A 16,294-nucleotide genomic window follows, 5' to 3' on the forward strand; every position below is an offset into this window, starting at 1 on the left:
TGGGCTCGGAGTAAGACAGGAAGAAGGCTGTAAGAAAGCAGGCCTGCAAGTTGGCCGGATGCCGCGTGGCGGCAGACTCGGCTTGAGACCGTAACGCCAAGTGGCTACATTTACGGGTTTCGCGGGTGGCATGCCCCCGCGCCAAGTCCGCGATTTTACTTGAAATGAACCCTCCCCGCGCCCATCGTCTGCAAACCTTTGCCTGGACCGCGGCAGGCATCGCGCTGATCGGGCTGTTCTGGCTGCTGGGCCCCATCCTGGCGCCCTTCGTGATCGGCGCGGTGTTCGCCTACATCTGCGACCCCGCGGTCAACTGGATGGTGGCGCGCCGTGTACCGCGCGCCCTGGCGGTACTGGTGGTGATCTTCTGCCTCGGCCTGCTGCTGGTGGCACTGGCCCTGATCCTCGTCCCGATGGTCTATCGCGAGGGCGTGCTGCTGGTGCGCCGCCTGCCCGACCTGGTCGAGATGTTCAACGCCCAGGTCGCCCCCCTGCTGCAGGCACGACTGGGCATCGAGCTGCAGCTGGACGCCGCGCAATTCCGCCAGCTGATCGCCGACAACTGGACCAGCGCTCAGGATCTGGTCCCGATCGTTCTCGGCCACCTCAAGACCGGCGGCATGGCCCTGCTGGCCTTCGTCGCCAACCTGTTCCTGATTCCGCTGGTCATGTTCTACCTCCTGCAGGAGTGGCCTCGCATCCTCGCCGAGCTGCAGCGCATCGTGCCGCGCCCCTGGCTCGAACGCACGATGCGCATCATCAACGACATCGATTCGGTGATGTCCGAGTTCCTGCGCGGACAACTGTCGGTGATGCTGCTGCTGGCGGTGTTCTACAGTGTCGGGCTTTGGTTCGCCGGGCTCAATTTCTGGTTGCCGGTGGGCGTCCTGACCGGCCTGCTGGTGTTCATCCCCTACGTCGGCTTCGGTGGCGGGATGATCCTGGCCGTGCTGGCCGCGCTGCTGCAGGCCGAAGGCTGGCCGCTGCTGATCGGCGTGGCGGCGGTGTATGGCCTGGGCCAGCTGGTCGAGAGCTTCGCGCTGACGCCCTACCTGGTGGGCGAGCGCATCGGTCTGCATCCGCTGACCGTCATCTTCGCGCTGATGGCCTTCGGCCAGCTGTTCGGCTTCGTCGGCGTGCTGGTCGCCCTGCCGGCCAGCGCGGCGCTGCTGGTCGGCCTGCGCGAGGTGCGTGACGCCTGGTTCGCAAGCCCGGTCTATCTGGGCAAGCAGGCGCCGGCGCCCATCGTGCCGGACCAGGACGAACGATGAAGCAGCTGGTCCTCGACATCCGTCCCGACGCCCCGCCCACGCTCGAGAACTTCGTCGCCGGCGCCAACGCAGAACTGGTGGCGATGCTGTCGCTGCAGGCCTCGCTGACCACCGCGGGCCAGCTGCCGGCGCGCCACCTCTACGTATGGGGCGCGCCGGGAAGCGGTCGCAGCCACCTGCTGCGCGCCACGGTGGCGATGGCGCGCGAACACGGCCGCCCCACGCATCTGCTCGCAGCCGAAGACATCGATGACGGCCTGCCCGAGACGGCCGATGCGCTGGTGGCCATCGACGACGTCGACCAGCTTTCGGCCGACGCCCAGATCGGCCTGTTCAACGCCTTCAACCGGAGCCGCGGCAATGGCCAGTCGCTGCTGCTCACCGGACCGGCCGCACCGTTGGGACTGCGTCTGCGCGAGGACCTGCGCACCCGCATCGGCCAGTGCCTGATCTACGAAGTTCAGCCGCTCGACGACGACTCGCGCGCCACCATCCTCGCCACGCTGGCCGAGCGCCGCGGCCTGCGCCTGGCCGACGAGGTCGTCGATTTCCTGTTGCGCCACGGCCGGCGCGAGTTGTCCAGCCTGCTGGCGGTGCTGGATGCGCTCGACGCCGCCTCGCTCGAACGCAAGCGCCCGATCACCCTGCCCCTGCTGCGCGAGATGATTCAGCAGGGCCTAGAAATCTGAAACTATGAACACCGGAGCTCCAACGTGAACCTCGTCCTCTTCGACCTCGACAACACCCTGCTCACCGGCGACTCGGACTTCGCCTGGGCGCAGTTCCTGATCGGCAAGGGCGTGCTCGACCGCGAGGTGCAGGAAGCGAAGAACATCGAGTTCTACGAGCAGTACAAGGCCGGCACGCTCGACATCTTCGCCTTCCTCGACTTCCAGCTCGCGCCGCTGGCGCGTCACCCGCGCGCCCAGCTCGACGCCTGGCACCGCGAGTTCATGGATCTGTCGGTGCGTCCGATGATCAGCGACAAGGCCCGTGCGCTGGTCCGCCAGCACCTGGACGACGACGCGATGGTGGCCGTAGTGACCGCGACCAACGCCTTCGTGACCGGTCCCATCGTGCGCGAATTCGGCATCCCCCACCTGGTCGCTACCATCCCGGCCCAGGAAGGCGGCGCCTTCACCGGCAAGCCGCGCGGCATGCCTGCCTTCAAGGCCGGCAAGATCGAGCGCGTCGACGCCTGGCTCGAGTCGCTCGGCCTGCACATGGGCAGCTTCGAACGCAGCTGGTTCTACAGCGACTCGCACAACGACCTGCCGCTGATGGGCCGCGTCACCGACCCGGTCGCCGTCGACCCCGATGACACGCTGCGCGAACACGCTCGCCAGCATGCCTGGCCGGTGATCTCGCTGCGCTGAATCCGGGCCGGCGTCCGTCATGGCCGATCGGTTATCATTGCCCGCTTATGCAAGAACGACACCTTTTCCGATGATCCGCAAGCTGCTGCGCAAGGTTTTCAAGCGCCCGCAAAACGAACGCCACGAACCTGCCCTGATCCCCGTCGAGCGCCACGGCATCCGGCGTGAACAACTCTCTCCTGCAGCGCGCAAGGTCTGCTCGGTACTGCAGGAGAAGGGCTACAAGGCCTTCGTGGTGGGTGGCGCAGTTCGCGACCTGCTGATCGGCCACCCGCCCAAGGACTACGACGTAGCCACCAGCGCCACGCCCGAAGAGGTTCGTGCCGCCTTCCGCCGCTCGCGCATCATCGGCCGCCGCTTCAAGATCGTGCATGTGATGAGCGGCCCGGAGACGATCGAGGTCTCCACCTTCCGTGCCAGCCAGGACGCCGAGTCGGCCGAGACCGACGAGCACGGCCGTGTGCTGCGTGACAACGTCTACGGCAATCAGGAAGAGGACGCGACTCGGCGCGACTTCACGGTCAACGCGCTGTACTACGACCCCTCGACCGAGACCATCGTCGATTACCACCACGGCGTGGCGGATATCCAGCAGAAGACGCTGCGCATGATCGGCGACCCGCGCACCCGCTACCGCGAGGACCCGGTGCGCATGCTGCGCGCGGTGCGCCTTGGGGCCAAGCTCGGGCTGACGATCGACCCCGCGGCGCGCAATCCGATTCGCGAGATGGGCGTGCTGCTGGAAAACGTGCCCGCGGCGCGGCTGTTCGACGAGATGCTCAAGCTGCTGTTCTCGGGCTATGCGGTGAAGTGCCTCAAGCAGTTGCGCGAGGAAGGGCTTCACCACGGCCTGCTGCCGCTGCTCGACGTGATCCTCGAGCAGCCGATGGGCGAACGCTTCGTCTGGCTGTCGCTGGAGAACACCGACGAGCGTGTGCGCCAGGACAAGTCCGTGTCGCCCGGCTTTCTGTTCGCCACCCTGCTGTGGCACGAGGTGCTGACCGCCTGGGAGCGCCGCAAGGCGGCCGGCGAACACGCCCAGCCCGCCCTGTTCGAAGCCATGGACGAGGTACTCGACGCCCAGGCCGGCAAGCTCGCCATCACCCGCCGTATCGTCGGCGATATCAAGGACATCTGGGCGCTGCAGCCGCGCTTCGACAAGCGCGCGGGCAAGACGCCCTACCGCCTCATCGAACAGCCGCGCTACCGCGCCGGCTGGGACTTCCTGCGCCTGCGCGCGCAGGCGGGCGAGATCCCGATGGAAATTGTCGACTGGTGGGACCGCTTCGCCCATGCCGGCCACGACGAGCGCGAGGCACTCATCCGCCAGGCGCCGGCCGACGCTGCCCCGGCGGCGAAGAAGCGCCGCCGCAAGCGTCGCAAGCCGGCGGGTGCCGCAAGCGCCGCGCCGGCTGGCGAAACCGCAACGGGCGGCGAAGGCGCCTGAGCCGGCTGCAGCACATGACGCCCCGCGTATGCGCCTTCATCGCCTTCGGCGCCAACCTCGGTGATCCGGCCGCGGCATTTGCCCTCGCCCTGCAGCGACTTGGCGACCTCCCGGACTCCCGGGTCCTTGCCCGGTCGTCCCTGTACCGCACCGCGCCGGTCGGCGTCGAAGGCCAGCCCGACTACATCAACGCCGTGATCGAGCTATCCACGGCCCTGCCCGCCCGCCACCTGCTCGAGGCGCTGCTGGCGATCGAGCACGAGGGCGGCCGCACGCGCGACTTCCACATGGCGCCGCGCACGATGGACCTCGACCTGCTGCTGTATGGCGATGCTGTCATCGACGAGCACGGCCTGCAGGTGCCGCATCCACGCATGCACCTGCGCGCCTTCACGCTTGTACCGCTGGCCGAGATCGCGCCCGAGGTGATCATCCCCGGCCGTGGACGGGCCGCGGACCTGCTGCCCGGCGTTGCCGACCAGGCCATCGCGCGCGCCTGAATCCGTCGCCCGCCTTCTTCCCCTCCTGCGTTCATCACCATGCCCGCCTGGCTCCAGTCCGCCACCACGGCCGTCACCGCCAGCCCCGTCTGGCTGCAGACGGCGCTGCTGCTCACCGCCTCCAACGTGTTCATGACCTTCGCGTGGTATGGCCACCTGAAGAACATGCAGAGCAAGGCCTGGTACGTGGCGGCGCTGGTGAGCTGGGGCATCGCCCTGTTCGAATACCTGCTGCAGGTGCCCGCAAACCGCATCGGCGCCACCACGCTGAGCCTGGCGCAGCTCAAGATCATGCAGGAAGTGATCACCCTGCTGGTGTTCATCCCCTTCGTCGTGCTGTACATGAAGCAGCCGATCAAGCTTGACTATCTCTGGGCCGCCTTGTGTATGCTTGGCGCGGTCTATTTCATCTTCCGCAGCTAGGACGGATCGAGGATCGGCCACGCACATGCTCGACAAAGCACACTACATCGTCGTCGAAGGCCCGATCGGCGCCGGCAAGACCTCGCTGGCCAAGCGACTGGCAGAGCGACTGCAGGCCGAAACCCTGTTCGAGCAGGCTGAGTTCAACCCCTTCCTGTCGCGTTTCTACCAGCACCCCGAACGCTGGGCGATGGCGACGCAGCTGTCCTTCCTGTTCCAGCGCATCGACCAGCTCGCCGCCCTGGGACCGATCGACGAGGAACGGCGTGTCGTGTCCGACTTCATACTCGACAAGGACCGCCTGTTCGCCGCGCAGAACCTCAGCGAGGACGAACTGGCGCTGTACCAGCGCATATACGACAGCGTGCGTCCCGCCGAGGGCCCCAAGCCGGACCTCGTCATCTACCTGCAGGCGCGTCCCGACACGCTGATGGAGCGCATCCGCAAGCGCGGCCTCGATGCCGAGCGCCGCATCACTGAAGCCTATCTGCAGCAGGTCGCCGACCGCTACACGCGCTACTTCTACCAGTACGACGCGGCGCCGCTCTTCATCGTCGATGCCGGCCAGCTCAATCCCGTCGACAACGACGACGACTTCGAGATGCTGCTCACCCGCCTGCGCGACATGCGCAGCTACCGCGAGTTCTTCGGCTACGCCGGGTAAACCCTTGCCAAATTCGGGCGCAACCGGCTTGTGCGTTGCACCAAATTGGTGAAAACTCCGGCCTCCCATCAGGAGCGATCTATGAGTTACCTCCAGGATCAGAAGCCCGTCACGCTGTTCGAGTTGGGCAAGATGCGCGCCGAAGGCCGCAAGATCGTGATGCTCACCGGCTACGATGCCAGTTTCGCCGCCCTGCTCGGCCGCGCGGGGGTCGACGTCGTGCTGATCGGCGATTCGCTCGGCAACGTGCTGCAGGGGCAGAAATCTACGCTGCCGGTCACGCTGGAGCACATGGCCTACCACACCGAATGCGTGGCGCGCGCCGGCGCGCGTCCGCTGGTGCTCACCGACATGCCCTTCGGCTCCTACCACGAGAGCCCGGAGCAGGCCATGCGCAACGCCGCGCGCCTGATGGCCGCCGGCGCGCAGATGGTCAAGATTGAAGGCGGCGAGTTCATGGCCGAGACCGTTCGCTTCCTCGTCGAGCGTGGCGTGCCGGTGTGCGCCCACATCGGCCTGACGCCGCAGTCGGTGCATCAGCTCGGCGGCTACCGTGTGCAAGGCCGCAGCGACGAAGGCGCGGCCCGCCTGAAGGCCGACGCCCTGGCGCTGGAACAGGCCGGTGCCGCGCTGATGGTCATGGAGATGGTGCCCGCCGCCCTCGCCAGCGAAATCACCGCGAGCCTCAGCACGATGGCCACCATCGGCATCGGTGCCGGCGCCGGCTGCGACGGCCAGGTGCTGGTGCTGCACGACATGCTCGGCATCTTCCCCGGCAAGACCGCGCGCTTCGTGCGTAATTTTATGGATGGCGCGAGCAGCATCGAAGATGCCGTCGCGCGCTACGCCGCCGCCGTGCGCGACGGCAGCTTCCCCGCCCCCGAACACTGTTACTGACCATCGCGCGCGACGGTCACGACCCGAACCACGGTTTCCGCATGCAGATCCATCACACCATCGAAAGCCTGCGCGCCGCCCGCGCCCGCGCCGGCAAGGTCGCCCTCGTCCCCACCATGGGTAACCTGCACGAGGGCCACATCACGTTGATGCGCCAGGCCGGCGAGAAGGCCGACTGCGTGATCGCCAGCATCTTCGTCAATCGGCTGCAGTTCGGCGCCGGCGAGGACTTCGACCGCTACCCGCGCACGTTCGCGGCCGACTGCGAGAAGCTCCAGGCCGCCGGTGTTGCCCACCTGTTCGCGCCGGACGAGGCGGAGATGTACCCTCAGCCGCAGCGCTATCACGTCGATCCTGCGCCGGCCCAGGTCTCCATCCTCGAGGGCGAGTTCCGTCCCGGCCACTTCCGCGGCGTCGCCACCGTGGTGCTGAAGCTGCTGAACATCGTGCAGCCCGACATCGCGCTGTTCGGCAAGAAGGACTACCAGCAGCTGATGGTGCTGTCGAACATGGTGCGCGAGATGGCGCTGCCGGTTGAAGTGCTGCCCGGTGAGACGGTACGCGCCGACGACGGCCTGGCGCTGTCTTCGCGCAACGGCTACCTGAGCGCCGACGAGCGCGCACGGGCGCCGCTGCTCTATCGCCTGCTGTGCCGCATCCGTGATGCGGTGCGGGCCGGCGACCACGACCTGCTCAAGCTCGAGACCGACGCCATGGACGAACTGGTCGCGGCCGGCTGGGCGCCCGACTACATCGCGGTACGCCGTCGCGCCGACCTGCAGCCGCCGGTGCATATGGACGACCCGCTCGTCGTGCTCGCCGCCGCGCGCCTTGGCCGCACCCGGCTGATCGACAACCTCGAAATCTGAGCCGCAGCGCCATCAGGGTTCGTCCCTGCTTGCACTCCGCTGCGCTTCGTTCCACTCTATGCAGACCCGGCGGCCAGCCGCATTCCGGCCGGCCGCCCTGTCGCGCACAACCAAAGGAGGGAGAAGAACGATGACGACGAGCGTTAAGCAGATCCTCGACCAGAAAGGCAGCGCGTTTCATGCCGTGCGTCCGACCGACTCGGTGTTCGACGCACTGTCGCTGATGGCCCAGTTCGACATTGGCTGCGTGCTCGTCACCGACGGCGACCGCCTGCTGGGCATCTTCACCGAGCGCGACTACGCGCGAAAGGTCGTGCTGAAGGGCCTGCTGTCGCGCGACGTGCGCGTCGGCGACCTGATGACGCCCAATCCCTGCACCGTCACGCCCGCCCATACCGTGGATGAGGTCATGCACATCATGACCGAGAACCGCTTCCGCCACGTGCCGGTCGTCGAGCACGGCAGGATCACGGGCATCGTGACGATCGGCGACATGGTGAAATCCATCGTCAGCCAGCAGCAGGCCACCATCAAGCAGCTCGAAAGCTACATCGCCGGAGACCTGGCGGCCGAGTAAGGTGCCCTCCCACCACTGAAAGCAAGACGCCGGGTCACAGCCCGGCGTCTTGCTTTGTAGCGCTCTCGTTTGCGATACGCGCTCAGTCCAGCGCCTTGCCGACGATCTCGGCCACGTCGGGCGACAGGTTCGGGCTGGCCAGCACGCGCTCGAGCTGCGCACGAATGCTCGACTGCAGCGCCGGCACGAAATGGCGCCAGTTCTCCAGCGCGCGCGCCATGCGCGCCGCAACCTGCGGGTTCCTCGCATTGAGGGCGATCACCTGGTCAGCCCAGAAGGCATGCCCGCTGCCGTCGGCGGCATGGAACTCGCCCGCGTTGGCGCGGAAGTACGTCCCCAGCAGCGCATAGACCTTGTTGGGGTTCGACAGACTGAACGCCGGGTCAGCCATCAACGCCTTCACCCGTTCCAGCGTGGGCACGGCGGCGGCATCCCAGCGCCAGGCACCGGCCTGCAGCGCAAACCACTTGTCGAGCACCAGCGCATCGTCGCGGTAGCGCGCATGGAAGGCGGCCAGTGCCGCCTCGCGCGCAGGGTGCGTGCTCTGCACCAGCGCCGCGAGCGCACCGAAACGCTCGGTCATGTTGGTCGCGGCATCGAAGCGGGCCTGCGCGAGCGCCAGCCCTTGGGCGTTCCCCGCCGCCGCCAGGTAGCGCAGCGCCAGGTTCGCGAGCGCGCGGCGGCCGGCGTCGGCAGGATGGTAACGATACGGGCCAGGCACCTGCATCGCCTCGCAGGTCGCGAGCCATTCGGCCGCGAACGACGCCCCCAGCGTGCGCATCAGGCGCACGAGCGCCGCCCGCAGCGCCAGCGGATCGGCCGGCGTCATGCGCTCGAGCAGATAGGCCTCGCCGGGCAGCGCCAGCGCCTGCGCGCGGAAGGCCGGGTCCAGCGCGGCGTTGCCAAGCAGCGCGCGGAAGGCCTCGAGGAACGCGGCAGGCACGCCGGCCGACGGGTCGGCCGCCATCGCAAGCGCAACGCGCTCGGCGTAGCGCTGCGCGGCGTCCCAGCGGTTGCAGGGGTCGGCATCGTGCGCCATGCGGAAGGCGAGACGCGCATCGTCCTCGTCCAGTTCGAGAATCACCGGCGCCGAGAAGCCGCGCAGCAGCGAGGGCACGGGCTCGGCCGCCAGGCCGACGAAGCGGAAGCTCTGCGCCTCCTCGGTGAGCTTGAGCACCCGCGTCGTGGCGCCCGGCTGGGACTCGCCCTCGAGCCGCAGCGGGTAGTCGCGCCCGTCCGGTCCGATGAGGCCGGCCGCCACCGGGATCACCAGCGGCAGCTTGGCGTGCTGGCCCGGCGTGGCCGGCGTGCTCTGGGCCAGCGTCAGCGTGTAGCTGCCGTCGGCGGCATTCCACTGCCCGCTGGCCTTCACCCGCGGCGTGCCGGCCTGGCTGTACCAGCGCATGAACTGGTCGAGATCGAAGCCGTTGTTGGCCTCGGACATCACCTCGACGAAATCGTCGCAGGTCACGGCCTGGCCGTCGAAGTAGCTGAAGTAGAGATCCATGCCGTTGCGGAAACCCTCGGGACCCAGCAGGGTGTGCAGCATGCGGATGACTTCCGCGCCTTTCTCATACACCGTGGCGGTGTAGAAGTTGTTGATCTCCTGGTAACTGTCCGGGCGAATCGGATGCGCCATCGGCCCGGCGTCCTCCGGAAACTGCGCGGCGCGCAGCACACGCACGTCGTCGATGCGCTTGACCGCGCGCGCGGAAGCGGCGCCCTCGGGACCGGCGGCCTCATTTGCCATCCTCCCCAGCATGTCGGCCGAGAACTGCTGGTCGCGGAAGACGGTGAGTCCTTCCTTCAGCGTCAGCTGGAACCAGTCGCGGCAGGTGACGCGGTTGCCGGTCCAGTTATGGAAGTACTCGTGCGCCACTACGCTCTCGACGTTCTCGTAATCGATGTCGGTGGCGGTGTCGGGCTTGGCGAGGATGAACTTGGTGTTGAAGATGTTCAGCCCCTTGTTCTCCATCGCGCCCATGTTGAAGTCGGCCACGGCGACGATCATGAAGCGGTCGAGGTCGAGCTCCAGGCCGAAGGTTTCCTCGTCCCACCGCATCGAATGGACGAGCGAGTCCATCGCATGCTCGACGCGGTCGAGGTTGCCCGCTTCCACCCACACCTGCAGCAGAACCTCACGGCCGGACATGGTCTCGACCTTTCGCTCGAGCGCGACGAGGTCGGCAGCGACCAGGGCGAACAGGTAGGACGGTTTCGGGAACGGGTCTTCCCACTTCGCGTAGTGGCGGCCGCCGGGCAGCTCGCCCTGCTCGACGAGGTTGCCGTTGGACAGCAGGACCGGGCAGGCCGCACGGTCTGCCTCAAGCGTGACGGTGAAGCGCGCCATCACGTCCGGACGATCGGGGAAGCAGGTGATGCGGCGGAAGCCCTCGGCCTCGCACTGGGTGAAGAAACCGCCGTTCGACAGGTAGAGCCCCGACAGCGTGGTGTTGGCCTTCGGATTGATGCGGGTCTGGACCTCGACGACGACGCGCTCACCGTCGGCATCGATCTCGAGCAGCGCGCCCTGTTCGCGCACGGCCTGTGGCGCCTGCCCGTCAACGGTCAGCGACAGCCGTTCGAGATCCTCGCCCCACAGGCGGATCTGGCCGGCCTCGGCTTCGCGGTTGCGCACGCAGAGCATGCGGTTGGTGACGACGGTGGCCTCGGGTTCGAGGCAGAAGTGCAGGTCGACGGTCTCGACCGTCCAGGCCAGGGGCCGGTAGTCAGCGCGCTGGATGCTTGGGGCGTGTTCTGTTCTCATTGTTTCTCCGGGTCCGCGCTCGGGCGCGGAAAGACGTGAGTGTACGCCGCGCGCCCGACGGCGCACAGCGTGAAAGCCACAAGGCGTGGTGCGTGAGACGCTAGGCCGCGCTGCCGTCGATGACCAGCACGTCGGTCGCGGACTGCGCGAGGACATGTTTGGTGACACTGCCGAGCAGGAGTTCCTCGACCAGCCCCACCCCGCGCTTGCCGATCACGATCAGGTCGCAGTCCTGTTCCTGTTCCTGCGCCAGGATCTGCATCGTGGCTTCGCCGTGGATCACCAGCCGCCGCACGCGGTGTTCGTCGACGCCCGACGCCGCGACGAGTTCGTTCATCTTCGCGGTGGCATCGCGCTTGGCATGGACGCGCAGGCTCGCCAGTTCGCTCTCCTCGACGCCCGCATAGCGCAGCTTGCCCTCGAACGGCACCTCGAATGCGTGCAGCAGCACGTACTCGGCCTGCGGCGCGACGGCCTGGGCAAGCGTCAGGGCCTCGACCGAGCGTGCCGAAAAATCAACCGGCAGCAGCACGCGACGGTAGGTTTCGTGCGCCATCTGCTTGACCACGAGCAGTGGGCGGCGGCTCGTACGCAGCACGCGCTCGGTGGTCGATCCGACCAGCAGTTCACGCACGAAGCCCGCACCGCGCGCACCGAGCACGAGAAGGTCGGCATCGATCGCGTCGGCGTGGCTGCCGATCTCGCGCTGCACCGAGCCCACCACCAGATGGACGTCGGGCGACACGCCATGACGCTGTCCGATTTCGCCCGCCAGGGTCTGGACCTCGCCGCGCACCTCGTCGAGCAGCTTCTGCTCGAGGTTCTTCGAGTCGGCGTCGAGCAGGTGGCGCAATGCGTCGAAGGCACCGACATTGACGACGTGCTGCAGGGACAGGCGCGCGCCCGACTCCGCGGCAATCAGCGAGGCGCGTGCCACGGCATGGCGGGCCAGCGCGGACAGGTCGGTGGCGGCAAGGATGGTGCGCAGATCATGCATGTGTCCGGCTCCTAGGGTTGAAGGGGCTTGGTCGCGGCATCGGGCGCAGCGTCGCGTGCCAGGCCGCCGGGCGTTGCGGACTCAGGCGAAGCATCGGTCCGGTGAGCCTCCTCGAAGGCAATCTCGGCGGCAAAGGTGCGCGCTGCATAGTCCGCCGCGTCATTGAAGGGATTCAGCACGCGCGCGACGCCCGCCTCGTCGAGCGCCTTGCCGTGGATCTCGTCACGCACGACGCCGGCGATACGCCCGCGGAAGCCAGCCTCCTTCAGCGCACTGAGGAAGGCGCGGTTCGACTCCCACTGCGGAAAGGTCGTGATCACCCAACGCGCATGCTGCAGCGGCAGCGACTCGAGGAAACTGGGGTCCTCGCCATCGCCGTAGCGCACCGGCTGCCGCAGCTTGCGCAGCTCGCGCACCGTCTCCGGGTCGAAATCGACACCGAGTACCTCGATGCCGGCCTGTCGCAACTGCCGCATCAGGCGCGAACCGTAGCGCCCCATGCCGAACACGATGATGTCGGGATCGCCCGCAGGCCGCCCCTGGCGCTCCACCGCCAGTTCGCGAAACGGCCGCTTGCGCTCGAAGAGCCCGAGCCAGGGCGCGAGCTTCTCGTAGAGTGTGTGCGAGAACAGGATCATGTAGGTCGAGATCATGATCGTCACCAGGCCGACCAAGGTGGTCAGGCCCAGCGCCTCGACGCCGACGTGGCCGAGCGTGATGCCCATGGCGACGAACACGATGGAAAACTCGCTGATCTGCGCGACCGTCAGCCCGGCCAGGAAGCCGGTCCGCTTCCGATAGCCCATGTAGCCCATGATCGCCATCACGATCAGCGGATTGCCGATCAGCACGAACAGGGACAGCACGACGGCGGGCCACACCTCCGCGCCCAGCGTGGAGAAATTGAGCTCGGCACCGAGGTCGACGAAGAAGAACAGCAGCATGAAGTCGCGGATGCCGGTCAGGCGCGCATTCATCGCCTCGCGGTAGGCGGTCGACGCGAGCGAGAAACCGGCCATGAAGGCGCCCGCCTCCTTGCTGAAACCGGCCCATTCGCCCAGCGCCGCCAGACCCGTTCCCCAGGCAATGGCGAAGATCAGCAGCAGTTCCTGCGAACGCGCCATCGCCTCGACCAGGCGCGGCAGCACGAAGCGCATCAGCACGAACATCAGCACGGCCGCGCCCGCGAGCCGCAGCAGCAGCGAGCCCGCCACTTCGACCATCGCGGCGTCGCCCGCACCGCGCAGCGCGCTCATGGCCATCATCGCCAGCACCACCGCCACGTCCTGCACGATCAGGAAGCCGACCGCGATACGGCCATGCAGCGAGTCGAGTTCGCGCTTGTCGGACAGCAGCTTGACCACGATGATGGTGCTGGAAAAGGTCAGCGCCACGGCGACGTAGATCGCCTCCATCACGTCCTTGCCCATCAGCAGGATGAGGACGAAGCCGAAAACGATGGTGAACGCGAGCTGGCCCAGCCCGGTCGCAAGCGCAACCGGGCCGATGTGGCGGATGTGGTGCAGGTCGAGCTTCAGGCCGACGACGAACAGCAACACCGTAACGCCGATCTCGGACAGCAGCGCGATCTGGTCGTGCGCCTTGACGATACCGAACACCGCGGGCCCGACCAGAATACCGACCACGATGTAGGCGATCAGCACTGGCTGGCGCAGACGGACCGCAATGGCCCCGGCCACCGCCGAAATGAGCAACAACAGCGCAAATTCGGCATAGGGCCCATGGGCCATCATTTCCTGCATCAGGCGTCCCCGTTCGGTCTCCGGCGGATTCTACGACGAACGAGCCACTTTTCCGCCTCGACCAGCAGCAGCACTGCCACGCCGAAGCCGAGGATGCGCAGCCAGGCCGCCAGCGGCAGCCCCTCCGTGCCGAACAAGGCCTGCATCGCCGGCAGATAGGTGAACAGCGCCTGGCACACGAGCAGCAGACCGATGGCCCACAGCACGTAGCGATTGCCGAGGAAACCGTCCGGATTCAGCACCGGCCCCGTCAGGCTGCGCATGTTGAAGAGATAGAACACCTCGCCGATCAGCACCGCATTGACGGCGGCGGTGCGCGCCGCCTCGATGCTGGCGCCCTGATCCAGCTCCCACAGGAACATGCCCATGCCGCCCGCCACCAGCAGCAGGCCGACGAAGATGATGCGCCAGACGAGGAAGCCGGTGAGCAGCGGCTCACGCGGGTCGCGTGGCCGGCGCTGCATGATGTCGGGCTCGGCGTCCTCGAATGCCAGCGCAAGCGCCAGCGTGACGGCCGTAATCATGTTGACCCACAGGATCTGCGCCGGCGTGATCGGCATCGTCAGCCCAAGCAACACGGCGAAGAACACGATGCCGGCCTGGCCGATGTTGGTCGGCAGGATGTAGGCCACCGCCTTCTTCAGGTTGTCGTAGACCGTACGCCCCTCCTCGACCGCCGCAGCGACGGAGGCGAAGTTGTCATCGGCGAGCACCATCTCGGCGGCTTCCTTGGCCGCCTCGGTGCCCTTGTGGCCCATTGCCACGCCGACGTCGGCACGCTTCAGGGCCGGCGCGTCATTGACGCCGTCGCCGGTCATCGCCACCACCTCGCCACGCGCCTGCAGGGCCTGCACCAGGCGCAGCTTGTGCTCCGGGCTGGCGCGGGCAAAGATTTCGGTTTCAATCACGACCTTCTCCAGCGCCTCGTCATCGAGTTGCTCGATCTCGGCGCCGGTGACGGCACGTACCTCGCGCGCCAGACCGAGCTGCTGGCCGATCGCCTTCGCCGTCGCAGCATGGTCGCCGGTGATCATCTTGACGTGGATGCCGGCGGCGAGGCAGTTGGCCACCGCCTTGACGGCCTCGTCGCGCGGCGGGTCGGTGATGCCGAGCACCGCCAGCAGCACGAAGTTGCCACGCTCGACGTCGTCGAAGTCCAGGCTCTCGTTGCGGCCGGATTCGTGCCGCTCGGCCACCGCCAGCAGCCGCATGCCCTCGCCCGCGGCTTCATCCATCGCCCTCTGCCAGGCCTCGGCATCAAAGGGCTGCGGCACGCCGTCCAGGCTGAGGCAGGTCGAGCACAGTTCCAGCACACGCTCCGGCGCGCCCTTGAGCAGGATGTGCGCGTCGCCCTCATGGTCATGGTGCAAGGTCGCCATGAAGCGGTGCTCGGACTCGAACGGGATCACGTCGTCCCGCGGCAGCTCTTCCCGCTGCCGGCGTGGGTCGATGCCCGCCTTGAGCGCGAGCGTCACCAGCGCCCCCTCGGTGGGGTCGCCCACCATGCGCCATTCCTCGTGCTCGAGCGTCAGCTCCGCGTCGTTGCACAACAGGGCCACCCGCCCGATCTCGGTCAGCAGCGGCGCCTGGTCGGGCGACAGATCGTGCCCGTCACGCTCGAAGCCGCCCCGCGGGGCGTAGCCCGCGCCGGTCACGTCCAGCCGGCCGTCGGCGGTGATCACGCGCTGCACCGTCATCTCGTTGCGGGTGAGCGTGCCGGTCTTATCCGAACAGATGACGGTGACCGAGCCGAGCGCCTCCACCGCCGGCAGCCGGCGGATGATGGCGCGCCGCCGTGCCATGCGCTGCACGCCGATGGCGAGCGTGATGGTCATGATCGCCGGCAGCCCTTCGGGAATCGCCGCCACAGCCAGCCCCACCGCAGCGAGGAACATGTCGTCCGGCGCATAGCCGCGCACCAAGGTACCGAACGCGAAAGCCACGACCGCCACCGCGAGGATGACCCAGGTCAGCAGCGCGCTGAAGCCGGCCATCTGGCGCAGCAGCGGCGTGGTCATCGATTCGACGGCCGTCAGCATCGCGCTGATGCGGCCGATCTCGGTCTCGGCCCCGCTCGCCACCACGACGCCGCTGCCCTGGCCATAGGTGACGAGGGTGCCGGAGTAGGCCATCGAGCGTCGGTCCCCGAGGCTCGCATCGTCGGCCACGGCGTCGGGCGACTTCTCCACCGCCAGCGATTCGCCGGTGAGCACAGCCTCCTCGATCCGCAGGCTGCGCACCTCGAACAGGCGCAGGTCGGCCGGCACCTTGTCGCCGGATGCGAGGAAGACGATGTCGCCCGGTACCAGTCCGCTGGCCTCAATCTCCTGCCGGCGCCCGTCGCGCAGCACCTGCGCCCGCGGAGACAGCATGTCGCGGATGGCATCCAGCGCGCGCTCGGCCTTGCCCTCCTGCAGGAAGCCGATGATGGCGTTGATCACCACCACGCCGAAGATCACGCCCGAATCGACATGATGACCGAGGACCAAGGTGATCACGCCAGCCGCGAGCAGCACGTAGATCAGGACATTGTGGAACTGCAGCAGGAAGCGCTTAAGCGGGCCGGTGCGCGGCGGCGCAGGCAGGGTGTTGGGCCCGTGGCGCGCGAGACGTGCAGCAACTTCGTCCGCGCTCAGGCCCTCATGTCGGCGGACGTCGAGGTCCGCCAGGCAGTCATTCGCACTGAGGGCGTGATGGGGCAAACGGATATCGGCGGGGGCGCGGGAAGGAGGGTTCGTCATGG

14 protein-coding genes are annotated in these 16,294 nt (G+C 67.6%); 10 read left to right on the forward strand and 4 right to left on the reverse strand.

Annotated features, from left to right (window positions below; translation table 11 throughout):
• The first annotated feature begins 164 nt into the window (after positions 1-164).
• The 10 genes from CGK74_RS09910 to CGK74_RS09955 all read left to right on the forward strand — a co-directional run bounded on the left by CGK74_RS09910 (position 165) and on the right by CGK74_RS09955 (position 8,024).
• Positions 165-1,271, forward strand: a complete 1,107-nt coding sequence (locus tag CGK74_RS09910; protein WP_094268331.1) for an AI-2E family transporter — start codon at positions 165-167, stop codon at positions 1,269-1,271.
• On the forward strand, positions 1,268-1,960 hold the full coding sequence (hda, locus tag CGK74_RS09915; RefSeq protein ID WP_094268332.1) for a DnaA regulatory inactivator Hda: 693 nt from the start codon (positions 1,268-1,270) through the stop codon (positions 1,958-1,960). The genes CGK74_RS09910 and hda overlap by 4 nt, the downstream gene beginning before the upstream one ends.
• 24 nt (positions 1,961-1,984) lie before the next feature.
• Positions 1,985-2,647, forward strand: a complete 663-nt coding sequence (locus CGK74_RS09920; protein ID WP_094268333.1) for a histidinol-phosphatase — start codon at positions 1,985-1,987, stop codon at positions 2,645-2,647.
• Between the two features lie 70 nt (positions 2,648-2,717).
• The gene (pcnB, locus tag CGK74_RS09925) at positions 2,718-4,094 is read left to right on the forward strand and encodes a polynucleotide adenylyltransferase PcnB (RefSeq protein ID WP_094268334.1); all 1,377 of its coding nucleotides are present in this window, start codon (positions 2,718-2,720) and stop codon (positions 4,092-4,094) included.
• A 14-nt stretch (positions 4,095-4,108) separates the two neighbouring features.
• Positions 4,109-4,594 carry a 2-amino-4-hydroxy-6-hydroxymethyldihydropteridine diphosphokinase gene (gene folK, locus CGK74_RS09930; RefSeq protein ID WP_094268335.1) on the forward strand — a complete coding sequence of 162 codons (486 nt, stop codon included), beginning with the start codon at positions 4,109-4,111 and terminating at the stop codon, positions 4,592-4,594.
• Positions 4,595-4,633: 39 nt separating this feature from the next.
• Entirely contained in the window at positions 4,634-5,017 is a 384-nt protein-coding gene (locus CGK74_RS09935) for a DMT family protein (RefSeq protein WP_094268336.1), read from the forward strand.
• 25 nt (positions 5,018-5,042) lie between these two features.
• Positions 5,043-5,681, forward strand: a complete 639-nt coding sequence (locus tag CGK74_RS09940; protein WP_094268337.1) for a deoxynucleoside kinase — start codon at positions 5,043-5,045, stop codon at positions 5,679-5,681.
• A gap of 81 nt (positions 5,682-5,762) precedes the next feature.
• Positions 5,763-6,578, forward strand: coding sequence for a 3-methyl-2-oxobutanoate hydroxymethyltransferase (gene panB, locus CGK74_RS09945; RefSeq protein WP_094268338.1), 816 nt, complete (start codon positions 5,763-5,765; stop codon positions 6,576-6,578).
• Between the two features lie 41 nt (positions 6,579-6,619).
• A complete protein-coding gene (gene panC, locus CGK74_RS09950) occupies positions 6,620-7,447 on the forward strand; it encodes a pantoate--beta-alanine ligase (protein ID WP_094268339.1) in 828 nt (275 codons plus the stop codon).
• Between the two features lie 130 nt (positions 7,448-7,577).
• The gene (locus tag CGK74_RS09955; protein WP_094268340.1) at positions 7,578-8,024 is read left to right on the forward strand and encodes a CBS domain-containing protein; all 447 of its coding nucleotides are present in this window, start codon (positions 7,578-7,580) and stop codon (positions 8,022-8,024) included.
• Positions 8,025-8,106: 82 nt separating this feature from the next.
• Here the strand turns inward: CGK74_RS09955 and pepN are convergent, their stop codons facing one another.
• From pepN to CGK74_RS09975, 4 genes are all read right to left on the reverse strand, one after another.
• The gene (gene pepN, locus CGK74_RS09960; protein WP_094268341.1) at positions 8,107-10,791 is read right to left on the reverse strand and encodes an aminopeptidase N; all 2,685 of its coding nucleotides are present in this window, start codon (positions 10,789-10,791) and stop codon (positions 8,107-8,109) included.
• Between the two features lie 100 nt (positions 10,792-10,891).
• Positions 10,892-11,788, reverse strand: coding sequence for a universal stress protein (locus tag CGK74_RS09965; protein WP_094268342.1), 897 nt, complete (start codon positions 11,786-11,788; stop codon positions 10,892-10,894).
• A gap of 11 nt (positions 11,789-11,799) precedes the next feature.
• Positions 11,800-13,551: a cation:proton antiporter gene (locus CGK74_RS09970; RefSeq protein WP_094268343.1), complete on the reverse strand. Its 1,752-nt coding sequence runs from the start codon at positions 13,549-13,551 to the stop codon at positions 11,800-11,802.
• Positions 13,551-16,292 carry a cation-transporting P-type ATPase gene (locus CGK74_RS09975; protein ID WP_094268451.1) on the reverse strand — a complete coding sequence of 914 codons (2,742 nt, stop codon included), beginning with the start codon at positions 16,290-16,292 and terminating at the stop codon, positions 13,551-13,553. Before CGK74_RS09975 ends, CGK74_RS09970 begins: the two co-directional genes overlap by 1 nt.
• Between the last annotated feature and the right edge of the window lie 2 nt (positions 16,293-16,294).

The organism is Thauera propionica (assembly GCF_002245655.1).
Classification (GTDB): domain Bacteria; phylum Pseudomonadota; class Gammaproteobacteria; order Burkholderiales; family Rhodocyclaceae; genus Thauera; species Thauera propionica.

Coding starts and splice junctions, on each gene's coding strand:
- CGK74_RS09910 (WP_094268331.1), top strand. CDS start 165: ATGAACCCTCCCCGCGCCCATCGTCTGCAAACCTTTGCCTGGACCGCG.
- hda (WP_094268332.1), top strand. CDS start 1,268: ATGAAGCAGCTGGTCCTCGACATCCGTCCCGACGCCCCGCCCACGCTC.
- pcnB (WP_094268334.1), top strand. CDS start 2,718: ATGATCCGCAAGCTGCTGCGCAAGGTTTTCAAGCGCCCGCAAAACGAA.
- folK (WP_094268335.1), top strand. CDS start 4,109: ATGACGCCCCGCGTATGCGCCTTCATCGCCTTCGGCGCCAACCTCGGT.
- CGK74_RS09935 (WP_094268336.1), top strand. CDS start 4,634: ATGCCCGCCTGGCTCCAGTCCGCCACCACGGCCGTCACCGCCAGCCCC.
- CGK74_RS09940 (WP_094268337.1), top strand. CDS start 5,043: ATGCTCGACAAAGCACACTACATCGTCGTCGAAGGCCCGATCGGCGCC.
- panB (WP_094268338.1), top strand. CDS start 5,763: ATGAGTTACCTCCAGGATCAGAAGCCCGTCACGCTGTTCGAGTTGGGC.
- panC (WP_094268339.1), top strand. CDS start 6,620: ATGCAGATCCATCACACCATCGAAAGCCTGCGCGCCGCCCGCGCCCGC.
- CGK74_RS09955 (WP_094268340.1), top strand. CDS start 7,578: ATGACGACGAGCGTTAAGCAGATCCTCGACCAGAAAGGCAGCGCGTTT.
- pepN (WP_094268341.1), bottom strand. CDS start 10,791: ATGAGAACAGAACACGCCCCAAGCATCCAGCGCGCTGACTACCGGCCC.
- CGK74_RS09965 (WP_094268342.1), bottom strand. CDS start 11,788: ATGCATGATCTGCGCACCATCCTTGCCGCCACCGACCTGTCCGCGCTG.
- CGK74_RS09970 (WP_094268343.1), bottom strand. CDS start 13,551: ATGCAGGAAATGATGGCCCATGGGCCCTATGCCGAATTTGCGCTGTTG.
- CGK74_RS09975 (WP_094268451.1), bottom strand. CDS start 16,292: ATGACGAACCCTCCTTCCCGCGCCCCCGCCGATATCCGTTTGCCCCAT.